Here is a 16,880-nt window from a genome sequence, read left to right as displayed (position 1 = left end):
GTCCGTGCGGCCTCTTCCCCGACCGTCCATCTGGACCGCCTCGCGGACGCGCTCGCGAACAAGGGCCTGACGACGCTCCCCTGCTACACCGACACCCCGCCGAGGTTGCGCGTCTACATGCCCTCCGCCACCCACGTCGGCGAGACGATCACAGCCGATCCCGGTAGCCACCCGGACGAGTGGTGGTTCCGAACGAGCACCGGCATCCTGCTCGGACCGCACAATGACCCGGCGTCGGCAGCAGAGACGCTCGCACTCCTCCTCGGGCCGTGGCTCCCGATCGCGTGGGGCATTACACCAGATCGAAATGTGCCGGAGGTCCGACGGCGCTTCCCCCGTATCTCCTGCTGGCTGACCCTCGCTCGGGCCATCCCCAAGACACGCCCACGCCAGTAAGGCTCATTCTCCGCGCGGCCGGGATGTCCCCGTCTCCCGGTCGCGCGGTCAGGCCTTCTTACGCCCGCGCCCCTTCGCCGGAGGCCGCCAACTCTTGAGGTCGTCTTCCGAGAGTTGATACTGGCTGCGCTGATCGTCCAGGAAAGCCTGGAACTCCTCGGCGGGCACACCTTCCCACTCGGAGTCGTATTCGCCGTGCCACTGATGGACCCACGGCATGACCTCAAGCAAACCCGCCAGCAGCGGCTGCAGTTTCTCTTCGCCCCAGGCCGCCTGCTCGGTCCGGTCGTTGACCAGGTTGACAAGCGCCTGCGCCTGGTCCTTGTGATCCCATCCAGCCCACCCAAGGAGCAAGGTGCCGTCCGAATCCGGGCTCGCTCCCGGATACGAGATGAACCGCTCCTTTGGTACGTCGAGCTTGCCGCGCTGCGACCAGTAGGAGTTCTTCTGGAAGTCCTTGGGCGCATACTTCGGCGGCACCGCGATGTCGAGCCGCTCGCCGGTCCGATCCTCTTCGCGCTGGAGCTCCCAGACCCGCTCCCACTCCTCCCGTTTGCGAAGGCCGATATCCGTATAACGCATAGCGGCGAGATAGGGCACATGCTCGTCCGCAATGACTTCTTCAAGCACCTTCACCATCGGCAGATCACGCTTGTCCAGATGGTCGTCCGCATACAGCGCGGCCACGTTCTGCATGTCCTTGTCATCACGGAACTGATCAGCAAGCTGGCTGACCGTCAGCGCACGAGGATGCTGCAGCCCATCGCGCAGCCCGTACCAAAGCTCGGGCCCCTCGCACCGATCAAGAATCCATGCCCGGAGAGCCTCCCGTTCCTCCTGCTCCCAGGATTCGGCCGACCACCGCCGCTTGTACTCGGACCGCTCCAGCAACCCGATGGTCTTCGGATACTCCTCAATCAGATCGATCCGAGCCTGCACCACACGCCGATACTCCTCCGGCCACCGCTCCGGAACCTCAGTGATCGGCGTTGACCCATGCCGGTCGAACCACTCTCCACCGACTTCACCTGTCACAACCCTGCGCGCCAAGACAATCTCGAACGCACGCTCACCGAGTCTCACCTCGGGAGTCGAATACGGGTCAGAGAAACCAACATCCTCCTTCCTGACATCCGACAACAATCCGTAGGCGTCATACACCTGCCAATCCAGCTCTTCTTGGGCACTAATCATTCGTGCCCTGATACTCGACTGCAGGGATCGCCCATCGTCCAAAACTGCACGCGATGGAACAACCGTGCCAGCCAAACTGGAGGGCTCACGGAGCCTATAATCCTGCACGAGATCGTCGATATGTCTAGCCAGCCCCTTCACGGAGGGCACAGGTAGCGGGAAGCGCTCTATCTTGCTTGAATTAAATTGGAAGTAGTTCTCCCACGCATATCGTCCCGTTGAGCGTTCACCACCTCTATTGCCCTTGTCATGGCTTACCTGCTTGAGCCAGAAGCAGGCTGTTGACGAGTTCAGCAGACCCAGGAGGGCAAGATGTTCATCCTCACCTACTCCCTCGGGAAGCTTGATCACCGGCGCAGTCTGCTTGAATACCTTTCCACCACGGTCTAGAGCAAAATGGTTATGAGTGGCCACCTCGCCATAGACGATCGACATAGCGGTCCGGAATTTGCTCGGATAGAGCTCCTGCCATTCGCACCATGACATCCCGCGAGCAACCATCGGAACACCGAATCGCTTGCGCTGTGAAATCGCCGATCGGTAAGACCAGAGCAGCCGCGTGGTGGGTCCGAGTTCGTCAAACGCAAGAGTTTCGAGCTTTTCGTCGTACATCCAGATCGCATCAAGGCCGTACTGCACGCAGTGATCGCGGACGGCGTCACCGACGATCATCGGTCGGGTGGCAGTGACGCCTAGGCGACGAGCAGCGCCGTTGGTTGGCAGCAGGAACAGGTCATCCTCGCCTGTGACGGCTGTGATGCCGATCGAGTCGGCTATCGATCCCAGACGCCGGATCGCCGCAGCCTCAATGAGTTCGCGGAGGTCGCCTGCGCCGCCTCCGCTTAGTGACCAGGGATGGCCTGCGAGCATGGAGCGTTCGAGATCGGCGGCGCTTACCCACTCTGACTCGCTGCCCGGGCGGGCGATCTGGTCGACGATCGCGTTCCAGACGAGGCCGTCGGCGGGGTCGGCGGGCTGCGAGGGCTCGCCTCGGACACCGAGGATCGCTCGGATCTTCGACTGGCCGAGTGCGGTGCGGTTGCGACCGGCGAGGATGACCGTGGGGGTGCCGTGGCCGGGGATGTAGGCGCCCGAGGTGTCGACCACATGGGTCAGGTCCACCTCTTTGTGGAACCAGTCGATCAGCTTCTTGCCGAACTCGCGCTTCATGAATGAGTTGGAGGTGATCTGGCCGGTGAATCCGGCGGCGCGGTCCGAGCCGCCGGTGCGGATCGCCAGTTCGAAGATTCGCTGGGCGAAGGGGACTGAGAGCGCGTACTTGCCCGCTGCCGCGTTGTAGGCGCGGTAGTTCTCGTTCTCCTGCTTGTCCTTGACCGTGATGTAGGGCGGGTTCGCGACAACGACGTGGTAGGAGTTCATGCCGAGCAGGTCGCGGCGTTCGGCGAACTCGTTGATGTCCTCGGTTGTATAGGTGAACTGCTTGGCGCTGAAGAGGGTGGGCGTCGGGGTGCGGGCACCTCGGCCGTGGAGGAGGGAGTCGCCTACGGCGACGTTGATGGGGAAGCTTGGGGCGCGGTCCAGGCGGGTTTCGCCTGCGGCGTGGAGGGCGGCTACCAGGAGACGGAAGCGGGCGATCTCGGCGGCGAAGGGATTCTTGTCGCAGCCGTGGATGGACTCCAGGGTGCGGCGGATCTGCTCCCAGCGGTCGAGGCCGGGGGCTTCGGCCTGCCATTTGGCGAGCAGGCGGTGGAAGATGCCGAGGAGGAAGTGGCCGGAGCCGCAGGCCGGGTCGATGGTGCGGAGGCCACGGACCACCGGGTCGTCGCCGGGCCAGCCTGCGGGCTTGTGCCGCCAGGGCGGCTCAAGGCCGAACTCCTCGATGGCCGGTTCCAAGGTGAGGTCGAGGATGAATTCCTCGACGAACTCCGGGGTCTGGAGCAGGGCGTAGGTCTTCTTGGCGTGGTCGGACAGGTCCTGGTAGAGGTCGCCGAGGAAGCGGGTGTCCAGGTCGTCGGTGAAGTCGTGGACGATTTCACCATCGGGGCCGGTGCGGCGCCAGAACTTCAGGAGGTCGCTGGCCGCCTCATAGGAAGGTGGCAGCCCCCACAGGGGGTTGTGGTCGCGGTCGAAGAGGCCCTCTACGGTCTCGTTGGTGCCCGCCAGGTGGTCGAAGGCCTCGACCAGCCAGTCGCGGTCGTTCTTCTCCGGGTGGCGCCGGAAGAACTCCTGGTGGCGTTCGTCCGCTTCGGCCAGGCGGTCGCCGGGGCCAGCGATCCAGGGGTCGGCGATGAGGTCGTTGTCCTCGCAGAACCGTACGAAGACGGTGGCCAGGATCCAGGCGACGGCGGCCTGGGTGACGCGGTCGTCGCGCCACTGGCCGTAGGTGAGGGCGGTCCGCTCAGCCTTGCGTGCCTCGGCGTACTCCGCGTTCAGGGCCTCGGAGATCTCCGGCTCGGCCTCGGTCCGTTCGCGCAGGTCGTCCTCAAGGGCTGTGACCTGCTTGCGCAGGTCCTTCAGCAGGGTCGCCTTGTCCACGCTCACTCGTCGGTCCCTCTCTATGCCGCCGCGGTGCCGGTCAGATGGTTCAAGAACGCCTTGTCGAGCACCGCCCATTCGGCGGTGCCGCCGATGGCCTCGACCGTCCTGCCGTCCAGGTTGGGCAGGGCCCTCGGGGCCTCGGAGGCGCACAGCAGCCACAGTCCGTGCGGTACGTCGGCCGGACGGCGCGCGGCGTTCTGCAGACGGGTCAGCAGGTCGTGTCCGCCGACTTCGAAGTATCGGGCCAGCAGGCCCGCGTTGTGCAGGAACAGGACAGTTCGGGGCTCGGTGGCGCGGTCGAGCAGCCGGTGTTCGAGCCGTTCCAGGACACGGGTGACGAACGAGCGGAGGCCGCTGGGCATCTCGCCGGTGCGGGTCAGGCGTTCGTCCGCACGGAGGACCTGTCCCCAGTCGGCCCCGTGCTCGGCGGCCAGTGCCCGGAATTCGGCGAGGAACGCTTCGGCGACATCGACCGGGACCACCGGGTAGGCGGCGGCCAGGGCGGATGCCGTGCCGGGGAGCCGCTTGACGTCCACGGTGAGGGCCAGGAACCCGCCCTGCTGCGCGGCGGTGGCGAGCTGGGCGGCGACCATCTCCTCGCGGGTCTGCCCAGCGGGCACCGTGCCCGGATACCGGCTGGTGGACGTGGTGGTGCCCGACGAGGTCAGATGGCGCGCCGGGGCGGGCGGCAGGAACCGTTCGGTGACGGTGTCGTAGCGCAGCGGGAAGCCCGCCTCCTGTAGCGCCTCCTCCATCCGCACATGGGTCGGGACCGGCGCGTAGACGTCCAGGTCCGGGAAGCGGGCCTGGGTCTTGCGCAACAGGTCGGCGAGCGTGATGCCCTGGGGATGCCGGACGCCCGCCCCCGCCTGCGCGAGGCGCAGCGCCTTGGCGAGATCGAGGCCGCGGGGGTAGAGCTGGAGCGCGGGCGAGGCCATCGCGTCCTGCCCCACGGCGGCGGCCAGCCGTACCAGGCGATCGTCCGAGAGCGGCCTCATGCCGTCCGGCGGAGCGATCCGGCGCAGCTCACGGATGACCTCCCCGCTGCCCGGCAGCGGCTCCTGACGGGCGAGGTCATCGGCAAGGCCGCCCAGCGCGAGTGCGTAATCGGCCAGCTCGACGGGGGCCGGATCGTTGGTGCCCGGCATCGACTCCAGAGCGATCAGCATCCGCTGGCCGCGGCGCATGCGGTCGAGGCGGGGCTCATGTCCCTCCTGCTGCCCCGGGCCGGTGTACATCTCGGCTTCGACGGCGGCGCGTACCACGGCGAACGCCTTGGCCGCGATCACCTCGGGTGGCTGCTCGGCCGCCCCGTAGCCGACCCGGAGCGAGGCGGCCAGCTCGGCCGCGGTCGTCACGCCGCCCATCTTCCGGACCAGGCCGACGAGCTCTTTCCTGATCGGCTCCAGCCAGGTCGCCTGCGCCCACTCGCCGAGCGCGTCCTTATGGTGCCGGGACACCGTCGTCTGTGTGGTCCCGGCCTTCTTGGCGACCCTGGGCTGCGTCAGCCACAGCCCGACTTCCTCAGGGAGAGCGCCGTCTGGCCCCGGCAGGCCGAGCAGCAGGCGCAGCACCTGGGGCTTCTTGGAGTCCTTGCGCCCTGTGGTGGGGACGAGCAGCGCGACGATGTCATCGAGCTGGAGCCGGGCCCCGGGCGCTGCGGGTTCTCGCCCCGCAGGTCCGGCGACGGGCTGATCCCCCGGCTCGGGTCCGGGACGCAGTTCGGCGGTCCACTGCCGGTGCCGGCGTGCCAGCTCCTTCTTGGCGATGGCACCGGCCCCGCGCGCCTTGGAGATCTTGTACGGCGGGACGTCCAGTAGCTCGCGCACGGTCGTGGCGTCGAAGCCCGCGGCGATGGACAGGGCGCGCGGGGACAGACCGGCCACGATCAGCGAGGTGTCGAGGGTGGCCGCCCGTGCGGCCTCGTCCCTGGCCGCCCTCAGCTCGTCGGGGCCGAGGCCGGTCTCCGCGTCGTGCCCCATCAGGGTGTCCTGGGTCGTCAGGGGCGCGGTCGTGTCGGCCTTGTGGAAGACGTCCCGCCAGGCGGACTCCATCTGCTTGAGCGTGTCGAAGCGCTGGGCGACGTCCCGGTGCAGCGCACGCTGGAAGAACGCCGTCAGCCCGTCCCGCAGGGCGGGCTCGAACAGCTCGGCCGACAGGTAGGGCAACGGGTCGTCCGTGAGCCGCGGATCGGTCCTCTCGTCACCCCATCTGGGCCGTTCCCCGGTGGCCATCTCGTGCAACGTCACGGCCGCGGCGTAGCGCTCGGCGTGGTCGTCGAAGTCGGGGCGGCTCGGGGTGCCGAGGAACGGGTCGAGGTAGCCGCGCGTGCCCGCGGTCGGGTCGCGATCGGAGACGGCGGTCAGGGAGAAGTCCAGGAGCTTCAGCTCCCAGGTGCGGTCGGCGCGGCGCAGCACGCAGAAGTTCTCGGGCTTCAGGTCGCGATGCCGTACGTCCTTGGCGGCGAGCTGGTCCATGGCCCGGAACAGGTCGCCCCCGAACCGTTCCAGCTGGTGGTAGGTGAGCTTGCCCTCGTCGTGCAGCCAGGCGGCCAGGGTGCGGTCACCGGCGAACTCGAGATCGAGGACGGTCCGGCCGCCCAGCCCGCGTGGTCCTCCCAGCAGCCGGACGATGGCGCCGCCGCCGACCTTGGCCAGCGCCTCGGCCTCGGCGCGCATGTGCGCCGCCTTGCTCTCGTCCTGGGCGACCTTGAGAACGCGCGTCTCGCGCGGCTCCTGCCCGTCGTCGTCCTCGACGGTCCGGCCGATGAGGAATGCCTGTGCGTTGGCGCCCTTGCCGAGGAACCGCTCGACGTACCAGACCCCTTCGGAATCGCCGTCGACGGCCTGGCCGGGGCTCGCGGTCAGCGGGTCGACACCGGCCCAGGTCTCCACCGGGACGTCCTCGGGTACCGCGTTGTCCTGCTCGACCCGGTCGAGCTCGGCCAGGAAGCGGTCGGCCGACTCCAGCCGGTTGGCGTACTCGCCCTGCGTCGCCTCGAAGACGAGCCGGTCGAGCTGGTCGGTGAGACCGTCCGCGACGGCGTAGGGGTGGATGCCGCCGGCCTCGGCCAGCCGGTCGATGAGCGCGGTCCGGTCGGGCGCGGGCGGCTGTCCGGTGAGGATGAGGTAGGAGATGGCCCCGACACCGAACACGTCCAGGTCGACCGGGTCGGCGAAGGGCAGGTCGAACTCCGGCGCGAGATAGACCAGCGCCGCGTCCTCGATGTTGGCGTCGTCGAGGCTGGAATGGCCGATCGACATCGGCTTCGTCGTGTCGAAGTCCCGTGCCGCGGTCTGCCAGTCGATGATCCTCAGTACGGGCTTGGAACCGTCGTCCCTGGACGAGACGTAGACCGAACGGGCTGCCAGAGCACGGTGGTAGAGCGACCGGTTGTGGGCGTACCGCACCGCCTCGGCCAACTGCCGGACGAGGTCCAGGCGCGCTTCGGGGGTGAGGGACGAGCCGTACACGTCGAGATAGGCGTCCAGCCGGAGGTCGCTCTCACCGTGCCGGAACAGGATGGCGGGACCGGCATCGTGGTCGCGGATCTGCACGGCCTGCGCGATGCCCGGATGGTTGATGCCCTGCAGCACCTGGTACTCGCGCTTGGCCGCCCGCTGCACCGACCGCCTGTCCTCGTCGGTGGCCTGCCTTCTGACCAGGTAGATGCGGACCCGGCCTTCCTCCTGGACGAGGCCTTTGCGCTCCGCCAGGCGGTCCTCCCAGGTCGGACCGGCGTCCAGGACCTCGTCCCGCATCCTCCAGTCGTCGTCGAACCTCAGGTGTGCCCGGGAGGTCGAGATACCGATCTTCCGCAACAGGCTCTCAAGGTGCTGGGAGAACCGCGGGGAGACCCGCTGGGACTCCTTCGCGGGCGGCACGCCCAGGAGATCTCCCCAGATCCGGTCGAGCCCGGTCGCGGCCTCGTCGCGCCCGTACACCCGGGTGCGCTGCACCTCGTCCAGCGACGACGTGAGGTTCGCGTCGGTGAGGAAGACCGCCGGCTCGATCCAGGGAACCTTCAGATCACCCGGAAGTTGCTCGGCCGCCCACGACAGGCGCTGCCTGAGCTCCTTGGCCTTCTGGTTGGTGAGGGGCAGCGGATTGCGCAGGCTCTTGACGCCGTGCGAGCTACGGAAACTCCAGGTCGAGCCGTTGTTGGTGACCTCACCGAGGTGCCCCTTGAGCTCGACGAGATAGAGGCCGCCCGGAGTCGCGATGAAGAGGTCGCATTCATGGACACGGCCGGAGGGCGCGACGAAAGAAAAGGTGGCCCAAGCCCGATACGGTTCGACCTTGGGCATGAGCGACTCGATGTAGTCCAGCCCCGCCTGCTCCCAGGGGTACTCGGACTTGCGTTCCTGGAACCAGCGCCGTGCGGACCGCGGCGGCTTCGGCACGGGCGTGTTCGGATCCGGCACCGTCGTCCTCCGCTTCACCACCTGCTCACCGCGCCGCTTCGCGCGAGACCGATCCTATCCGCGCGAGACCGCCCGCCCGGCCGCATTTGTCGGCCCCGCAGACGGACGGGTCCGGCGGTGGCCACCAGTGGCCTCGATCCGTGACGCGCCAGAATCCTTTCTTGACTCGTTCACCGCCTGGGCTCGGGGTTCGCGGCACGACGTCTCAGCCGACAACCATGCGGGTCGCCTCTACGCCAAATACAAGAAATGCTGCCGATCCGGCCAATCGCTGGGCGAGGACGCCGATGAACCACCGGTGACGCGCGGGGTGGTCGGAAGCGTACGAGTCTGTCGGTGGTATCGGCGAGAATGTACCGGTGGCCGAGCAGCAGCGGGTTGAGCAGGAGCCTCAGCCGTTCGCTCATCTGAGCGCCCCGAACGCGGCGCTCTACCGGGATGTGCTGCGGGCCTTCGCGCGGGCGAAGGAGCGGTTCATCGTCCACCTGCGGCCCGAGGACGTGGCGGCCGAGCTGCGGCGTGAGAGCGACGAGCAGCTCGGGCAGGCGCTGGAGCAGCTGGTCGGCTGGGGCAACCTGCGGACCGACGCCGACACCGGGCGGGTCACGACCGTCGAGGACTTCCACCGCAAGCGGTTCCTGTTCCAGCTCACGGCGGCCGGGCACGCCGCGGAGGAGGCCATCGCCTTCTACGAGGAGGCGATCGGGAGGCGCGGGTCGCTGCAGTCGGTGGCATTGGCCGACATCGCGGATCAGCTCGAGGCGCTCACGGCGCTGGGCGGGGAGGCCGACCCCGACCCGGTCAAGGTCCACTTGCTGCTGCTGAGCCTGGCCGAGCGGTTCTCGTCGCTGGCCGACAACGCGCAAGCCTTCATGGCGTCGCTGCGCAGGGCGATCGACTTCTCCGACGGGGACGTCGAGGGTTTCGTCGCCTACAAGGAACGCCTGATCGACTACATCAACCGGTTCATCGCGGATCTGGCCAACTCCGGGGCGCGGATCGCGGCGCTGCTGGACGGGCTCGAATCCCGCGGGCACGAGCGACTGCTGGTGCTCGCGGCGCGGCGGGAGGCGGCCGACGCGGTGCCTGAGGGAGCGGACGCGGCGCAGGCCCTCGCGCGGGCCGAGGCGGCCGCGCTGGACACGTGGCGCAACCGCTGGCGGGGGCTGCGGGACTGGTTCGTGTCGGCGGGGGCGGGGCGGCCGTCGCAGGCGCGGCTGCTGCGGCAGGCGGCGGTGACGGCGATCAAGCAGCTGATCGACACGGTGGGGCTGCTGAACGAGCGGCGGGCGGGCCGGTCCGATCGCAGCGCGGACTTCCGGACCCTGGCGCGCTGGTTCGCCGAGGCGCCGGACGAGGAGGCGATGCACCGGCTGTGGCGGGTCGCGTTCGGGCTGACCTCGGCGCGGCATCTCACCGTGACGGCGGAGACGCTGTCGGCATGGGACGAGCAGGACGCGGGGGTGCCATGGAGCCAGGCGCCGCCTGTTCGGATCTCGCCGCAGCTTCGCCGGACCGGGTCGTACGAGCGGCGCGGCAAGCCCAACCGCGTGCAGGACCGGTCGGAGGCCCGGCGGATGCTGCGGGAGCAGGCCGAGCGGGAGGCGGCCGAGACCGCGGCGGCCAGGGCGCGGCTCCGCACCGGCGGACCGACGCTGCTGTCGGAGCTGGACGTGCTCGATCCGCGGGCGTTCCGGCTCTTCCTCGCGCTGCTGGGCGACGCGCTGGCGGCGCGGGGGCCGGGCGAGACCGAGGTCAAGGCGGTGACCGGGGACGGGTCGATGGAGGTGCGGCTGTCGGTGGTGGCGGACGGGGGCGAGGTCTCGGTACGGACCGAGGACGGGGTGCTGACCGGGCCGGAGCACATCATCGAGATCACCGATCTGATGGAGTCGTCGTGATGACCGATGACGAACTGGAGAGGCGGCGCGCGGCGCTGCGGGCTCTGCTGCGCAGGCCGCTGCTGACCGCGGACGCCGATCCGGAGGAGCTGGTCCTGGTCCGGCGGTGCCAGGCGGAGCTGCGCGACTGGCTGAGCCGGGAGACGGGCTGGCGGCTGCAGGTGGACGCCGAGACCGCGCGGCTGTTCAAGACCGCGCCCACGCTCTCCGACGGGACGCATCCGGCGCGGGGAAAGTCCAGGGAGCCGTTCGGGCGGCGCCGCTACGTGGTGCTGTGCCTGGCGCTGGCCGTGCTGGAACGGGCCGATGCCCAGACGACGCTGGGCCGGCTCGCCGAGGAGGTGCTGAATGCGGCCGCCGAACCCGGGCTGGACTTTCCGTTCACGCTCGACAGCCGGGCCGAGCGGGCCGATCTGGTGGCGGTGGTGCGGATCCTGCTCGACTGGGGTGTGCTTCGCCGTGTCGCCGGGGACGAGGAGGCCTACCTGACCGCCACGGGGGACGTCCTCTACGATGTCCGGCGGAACGTGCTGGCCGCGCTGCTCACCGGCGTGCGCGGGCCGTCCACGGTGACCGCGGCGTCCTTTGACGAACGTCTGCGGGCGCTCACCGAGGAGCCGGTTCCCGATACCGACGACCTGCGCAATCAGGCACTACGGCGCCGGCTGACGCGCAGGCTGCTGGAGGATCCCGTCCTCTACTTCGAGGATCTCGACGAGGCCGAGCGGGCGTACCTCACCTCGCAGCGGCATGCGATCACCCGCCGCGTCGAGGAGGCGACCGGGCTCGTCCCGGAGGTGCGGGCGGAGGGGATCGCGATGGTCGATCCCGAGGACGAGCTGACCGACGTGCGCATGCCCGAGCAGCGCACCGACGGGCACGTCACCCTCCTGGTCGCCGAATACCTCGCCGGTCGCGCGGAGGCCGACCTCGACGAGCTCAGGGCCTTCGTCCGCAAGGCCGCTTCCGAGCACACCGCTTACTGGCGCAAGGGCGTGACCGAGCCCGGCGCCGAGGGCGAGCTGCTCAACGTCGCCCTGGAGAAGCTGGCCGCGCTGCGGCTGGTGGTGGTGCTGCCCGACCGGGTGCGAGCCCTGCCGGCGATCGCCCGCTACGCCCTGGACGAACCGACCATCCGCGAAACCCGAAAGGCCCACGCGTGAGTTTGCCCGAGCCGACCTCCGAGCGCTGGAAGCCGCTGCGCGCCGGGCTCGTGGACATGTTCTACTACGACGTGGAGGAGTTCCGCTTCCACGACGGACGCTTGCTGCTGCGCGGCAACAACGGCACCGGCAAGTCGAAGGTGCTGGCTTTGATGCTGCCCTTCCTGCTGGACGGCGAGCTGTCCCCACACCGCGTCGAGCCCGACGGCGACCGGCAGAAGCGCATGGAGTGGAATCTGCTGCTGGGCGGCAAGCACCCGCATCCTGAACGGCTCGGTTACACCTGGCTGGAGTTCGGCCGCCGCGCCGCCGACGGCGCGACCGAGTACCGGACGGTCGGGTGCGGACTCAAGGCGGTGAGCGGTCGCGGCATCGTCCGGCACTGGTTCTTCGTCACCACGCGGCGGGTCGGGGCGGACCTCGGCCTGGTCTCCCCCACCGGGGTCTCGCTCACCCGTGAGAAGCTGCGCGAGGCGATCGACGGGCATGGCATGGTGTACGACCGGGCGTCCGACTACCGGCGTGCCGTGGACGAGACGCTGTTCGGGCTCGGCGAGCACCGCTACGAGTCGCTGGTCAATCTGCTGATCCAGCTCCGCCAACCGCAGCTGTCCAAGAAGCCCGACGAACGTCTGCTCTCGCGCGCCCTCACCGAAGCGCTCCCACCGCTGAGCCCCGCCCTGATCACCACGGTGGCCGAGGCGTTCCGTGGCCTGGACGAGGAACGCGACGCGCTGCGCGCCCTTGAGGAAGCCCAGAAGGCGGCCTCCGCCTTCCTCGCCCACTACCGCCGGTACGCCGGGATCGCCGCCAAGCGCAAGGCGTCCGGCCCCCGGCTGACGCAGAGCAGATACGAGCACCTGGGCCGGGATCTCACCGACGCCGAGAGCCGCCGCGCCGCCGCCCAGGCCGACCTGGACGAAGCCGCCCGCCTGCTGGAAGAGCTGGCGGCCGAGCGGACCCGGCTGGAGGCCCGCCGGGAGGCATTGCAGGCCAGCCCGGAGATGCGCGACGCCAAGCGGATCGAGCAGATGGGCCAGGAGGCCCGCCGCCTGGCCGCGCACGCCGAGCGCTGCGAGCGCGATCGCGACGCCCAGGCCGCGGAGGCCGGACGCCGCCGGCAGCGCGCGGAGGCCGCCCGGCAGAAGCTGGACGATGCGACGCGGGCCATGGCGGCCGAGCAGGAACGTGCCGCCGAGGCCGCCGCCCAAGCCCGGTGCACGCCGGGACACCTGGCGATCATCGCTCGATGGGAGGACGATCTCGCGCGGGCGCGGCGGGACGCGAACGACCTCGCCGAAGCCCGCAGGCGAGCCCTGGCCGAGCTCGACCGCCTCCTGGACACGCTCTCCCAAGCCCGCACGCGCCTGGAGAAGGCCCAGGCCGAGGTCGAGCGGCTGATCCACGAGCTACAGGCCGCCGCCGAGCGGATCGAGACGGCCGGCACGGCGACACGATCGGCGACGGCCGAGCTGCTCGACGCCTACATCACCTACCTCGCCCGGCTTTCCGAGATCGAAGTCGGCGACCCCGACGTGATCCTGGCCGAGCTCGAATCGTGGGCGCAGACGGCCGAGGGCCCCAACCCGGCCGCCACCGCCATCGACGACGCGGCGCGAGCCGCGACCACCGCGCTCGGCCGCGGTGAGGCCGAGCTCACCTCACTGCGGGACGCCCAGCGCGAAGCGGCGCGCGGCCTCACGCAGGAGATCGAACGCCTCGAATCCGGTGAACACGACGTCCCGCCCGTCCCCCACACCCGCGCCCCGGACGCGCGCACCGACCGGCCCGGCGCGCCGCTGTGGCGCGTCGTCGACTTCGCCGACGCGGTCCCGGCCGAGCACCGGGCCGGGCTCGAGGCCGCGCTGGAGGCGTCCGGCGTCCTCGACGCCTGGGTGACGCCGCAGGGCACGCTGCTGAGCGCGGACGACACGTTCCTCACCACGGGCGCCGCCGTCCAGGGCCCGTCCTGCGGCGCCGTGCTGCACCCGGCGATCGATCGAGCCGATCCGCGGGCGGCCGCGCTCGGCGACGACGCCGTCCGCGCCGTCCTCGCCGGGATCGGGCTCGGACCCGGCGCGCGGACGTGGGTCGCGGTGGACGGGCGGTGGGCCAACGGCGTGCTCACCGGTTCCTGGCACAAGGCGAGCGCCGACTACATCGGGGAGGGTGCGCGCGAGGCCGCCCGGCGGGCCCGGCTCGCCCGGCTCCGTGCCGACCTGGACGAGGCCGAGGCCCGGATCGACGAACTGGACCGGGAGCTGCTGGCGCTGGCCGGACGGCAGCAGACCCTGGCCGCCGAGCACCGGCAGGTCCCCCGCGACACCGATCTGCGTGACGCCCACGTCCGGCTCGCCGGGGAGCACCGGCGGCGACGCGAGCTCGACGACGAGCACCGCGCCGCGCTCACCGTCGTCGCCGACCGGCAGGGCGACGTCGCCGCCGCGCAGGAGAAGGCCACCGAGTTCGCCGGTGACGTCGGCCTCCCGACCGGCGACGACGAGCTCGCCGAAGTCCGTACCGGCGTCACCGAGTACCGGCTGGCGCTGGCGGGTCTCTGGCCCGCCGCCGACGCGCTGCTGTCCGCCCGCGAGTCCATCCGGGAGACCCGCGATGAGCTCGAACACGTCCAGGCACGGCTGGAGGAGGCGGCCGAGCAGGCGGCCCTGGCCAGCGAGCAGGCCGCCGCGGCCGGGGAGACCTACCGTGCCCTGGTGGAAACCGCGGGCGCCGCCGTCGAAGAGCTGTTCCGCCGGCTGGAGGAGGTGCGGCGGGCACTCCAGACGCGCGACGAGACCGCGAAGGCGACCGAGAGACGGGAGCGGGACGCGTTGGAGCGGCGCGGCAAGGCCGAGGGGGCGTGCGAGCGCCTCCGTGCGGAGATCACGCAGGCCGCGGACGCGCGTGACGACGCGGTCGCGGGGTTCCGGGCGTTCGCCACCACCGGGCTGCTCGGCGTCGCCCTCCCCGGGCTGGAGATCCCCGACCCCGCACAGGAATGGGCCGCCACCCCCGCCGTGCAGCTGGCCCGGACGGTCAACACCGAACTCGACACGGTCGACGACGCGGACGGTCCGTGGGACCGCAGCCAGAAGCGGGTCGCCGAGGAGCACAAGCTGCTGTCGGACGCCATGTCCCGGCACGGCCACTCGGTCGGGCTGACCCTGCGCGACGGGATCATGGTCGTCGACGTGGTGTTCCAGGGCCGGTCGCGCAACGTTCCCGGGCTCGCCGAGGCCCTGGAGGCCGAGACCGCGCACCGGGCGCAGCTGCTGTCGGCCAAGGAACGGGAGATCCTGGAGAACCACCTGCTGAACGAGGTGGCGGGCACCCTGCACGAGCTCATCGCGGCCGCCGAGGACGAGGTCCGGGAGATGAACGCCGAACTGACGTCCCGTCCGACATCCACCGGGATGCGGCTGCGCCTGGTCTGGAAGCCCGCCCGCAACGCCCCCGACGGGCTGGAGCGCGTCCGGGAGAAGCTGCGGCAGACCGTCGACGCCTGGTCGGTCGACGACCGCGCCGCGGTGGGGGCCTTCCTCCAGGAGCAGATCGCGAGGGAGCACGCCGACAACCCGGCCTCCGGCTGGACCGAGCAGCTCACCCGGGCGCTCGACTACCGCGGCTGGCACGAGTTCGCGATCCAGCGGCTCCAGGACGGCCATTGGCGGACCGCCACCGGGCCCGCGTCCGGCGGCGAACGCGTGCTCGCGGCTTCGGTCCCCCTCTTCGCCGCCGCCTCGGCGCACTACAAGTCCGCCGGCAACCCGCACGCTCCGCGCCTGGTGGCGCTCGACGAGGCCTTCGCGGGTGTGGACGACGACTCGCGCGCCAAATGCCTCGGGCTGCTCGCGACGTTCGACATGGACGTGGTCATGACCAGCGAACGCGAGTGGGGCTGCTACCCGCAGGTTCCCGGGCTGGCCATCAGCCAGCTCTCCCGGCGGGACGGCATCGACGCCGTCCTGGTGACGCCCTGGCGCTGGGACGGCCGCGAACGCACCCGCGCCGACCTCTCCCCGGCGCCCGCCGCGGCCACGGAGCAGGCCGGGCTGTTCGCGTGAGCGCCGAGGTGGACCGCCTCCGGCGGCTCCTGGGCGGCCCGGACATCGCCTGGCTCCGGGCCCGCGCACGACGCCGGCTCGAACGCGGCGCCCCGCTCACCGGAACGGTCACGCTGACCGAGGCCACCCCCGAGGAGCGGCGCGCGGTGGAACTCCTCCTGGGCCGCCGCGCCGGATCGGGTTCCTCGCTCTCGGTGTCGCTGGACGAGGTCGACCGTGTCCTGCGAGCCAGCGGCGCCTCCCCCGGCGGTCTGGCCGCCGCCGTCGTCCTGCTGGACGGCCCCGTCCGCGACCTTCTCCGGGACAGGGCCGAGTCGAAGGCCGCCTGGCAGGACGCGTTCGCGATGCTCGACCGGGTGATCGCCGACCGCACCGAACTGGACGGCTGGCGCGCATGGCTGGACTCGACCGGTCTGGTACGGCGCCTGACCACCGGCCCCGCCGAGGCCGGAACCGTCCTCGGCGCGCTCGCCACGGTCCTGGACCGGCTGCCGTCCCCGGACGTTCCGCTGGGCAGGTTCGCCGCCGAGACCTGCGGGGACGCGCACGCCCTCGACGAGGGCTCGGCGCTGGCCACGCTCGCCCTGTCAGCCGTCCGCGCCCTCAGCGGGCTGCCCTACCGGGTGGAAGGCGGAGCCGAGTCCCGCCGCGCCGCCTGGGCCAGGGTCGGCGTTCACCTCGACGAGTTGTCCTCCTCCGTCCTCTGCCTCGGAATGCGAGGCGATCAGGCCACCACGACGGGCCGCATGCTCGCGGTGGCGGGCGAGGCGGGCGAGCCGGTCGCGCTGACCCTGCGCCAGCTGCGCCGTCACCCGGAGCCCATGGCCGCCGGGCTGGTGCGCATCTGCGAGAACCCGGTGGTGGTCGCCGCCGCGGCCGACGCCCTCGGCAAGCGTTGCCCTCCCCTGATCTGCGCGGGTGGACGGCCTTCGGCGGCGGTCTGGCGGCTCCTGGAACTCCTCGCCGCAGGCGGCTCCGAGTTCGCCTATCACGGCGACTTCGACTGGGGAGGAGTCGGCATCGCCGCCGCCATTTACGACCGCATCGGCTGGCGCCCCTGGCGGTACGACGCGGAAGCCTACCGAGCGGCCCAGTCGACGGCGCCCCTGCCCGGACGCCCCTCCCCCACCCCCTGGGACCCCGCCCTCGCCGCGGCGATGACCGAACGCGCCGTCCGCGTCGAGGAAGAGCTCGTCCTCACCGATCTCCTTGCCGACCTGCAATGACACGGACCACCAG

General features: G+C 70.7%; 6 protein-coding genes. 4 read left to right on the top strand and 2 right to left on the bottom strand.

Features of this window, described 5'->3' with window-relative positions; translation table 11 throughout:
- Positions 1-444 precede the first annotated feature (444 nt).
- Together pglX and pglW are read right to left on the bottom strand one after the other, a co-directional pair.
- Positions 445-4,092, bottom strand: coding sequence for a BREX-2 system adenine-specific DNA-methyltransferase PglX (pglX, locus tag ABZ810_RS10245; RefSeq protein ID WP_358401663.1), 3,648 nt, complete (start codon positions 4,090-4,092; stop codon positions 445-447).
- A gap of 14 nt (positions 4,093-4,106) precedes the next feature.
- On the bottom strand, positions 4,107-8,513 hold the full coding sequence (gene pglW, locus ABZ810_RS10240; RefSeq protein WP_358401661.1) for a BREX system serine/threonine kinase PglW: 4,407 nt from the start codon (positions 8,511-8,513) through the stop codon (positions 4,107-4,109).
- Positions 8,514-8,872: 359 nt separating this feature from the next.
- On the opposite strand from pglW, the gene ABZ810_RS10235 reads away from it, so the two are divergent.
- From ABZ810_RS10235 to ABZ810_RS10220, 4 genes are read left to right on the top strand one after another with little or no spacing between them, the layout of a single operon-like run.
- On the top strand, positions 8,873-10,414 hold the full coding sequence (locus ABZ810_RS10235; RefSeq protein ID WP_358401659.1) for a TIGR02677 family protein: 1,542 nt from the start codon (positions 8,873-8,875) through the stop codon (positions 10,412-10,414).
- Positions 10,414-11,577: a TIGR02678 family protein gene (locus ABZ810_RS10230; protein ID WP_358401657.1), complete on the top strand. Its 1,164-nt coding sequence runs from the start codon at positions 10,414-10,416 to the stop codon at positions 11,575-11,577. The genes ABZ810_RS10235 and ABZ810_RS10230 overlap by 1 nt, the downstream gene beginning before the upstream one ends.
- The gene (locus ABZ810_RS10225; protein ID WP_358401655.1) at positions 11,574-15,641 is read left to right on the top strand and encodes a TIGR02680 family protein; all 4,068 of its coding nucleotides are present in this window, start codon (positions 11,574-11,576) and stop codon (positions 15,639-15,641) included. The genes ABZ810_RS10230 and ABZ810_RS10225 overlap by 4 nt, the downstream gene beginning before the upstream one ends.
- Positions 15,638-16,867 (top strand): TIGR02679 family protein, encoded by a 1,230-nt coding sequence (locus tag ABZ810_RS10220; RefSeq protein ID WP_358401653.1) that lies wholly within the window; start codon positions 15,638-15,640, stop codon positions 16,865-16,867. Before ABZ810_RS10225 ends, ABZ810_RS10220 begins: the two co-directional genes overlap by 4 nt.
- The last annotated feature ends 13 nt before the right edge of the window (positions 16,868-16,880 follow it).

This window comes from Spirillospora sp. NPDC047279 (assembly GCF_040643285.1).
GTDB lineage: Bacteria > Actinomycetota > Actinomycetes > Streptosporangiales > Streptosporangiaceae > Spirillospora.
The sequence above is the reverse complement of the archived record's forward strand: the minus strand, read 5'-3'. Positions and strand labels throughout refer to the sequence as shown.

What these genes read in the sequence shown, in the direction of transcription:
- ABZ810_RS10230 (WP_358401657.1), top strand. Translation starts at nt 10,414, where the DNA reads ATGACCGATGACGAACTGGAGAGGCGGCGCGCGGCGCTGCGGGCTCTG.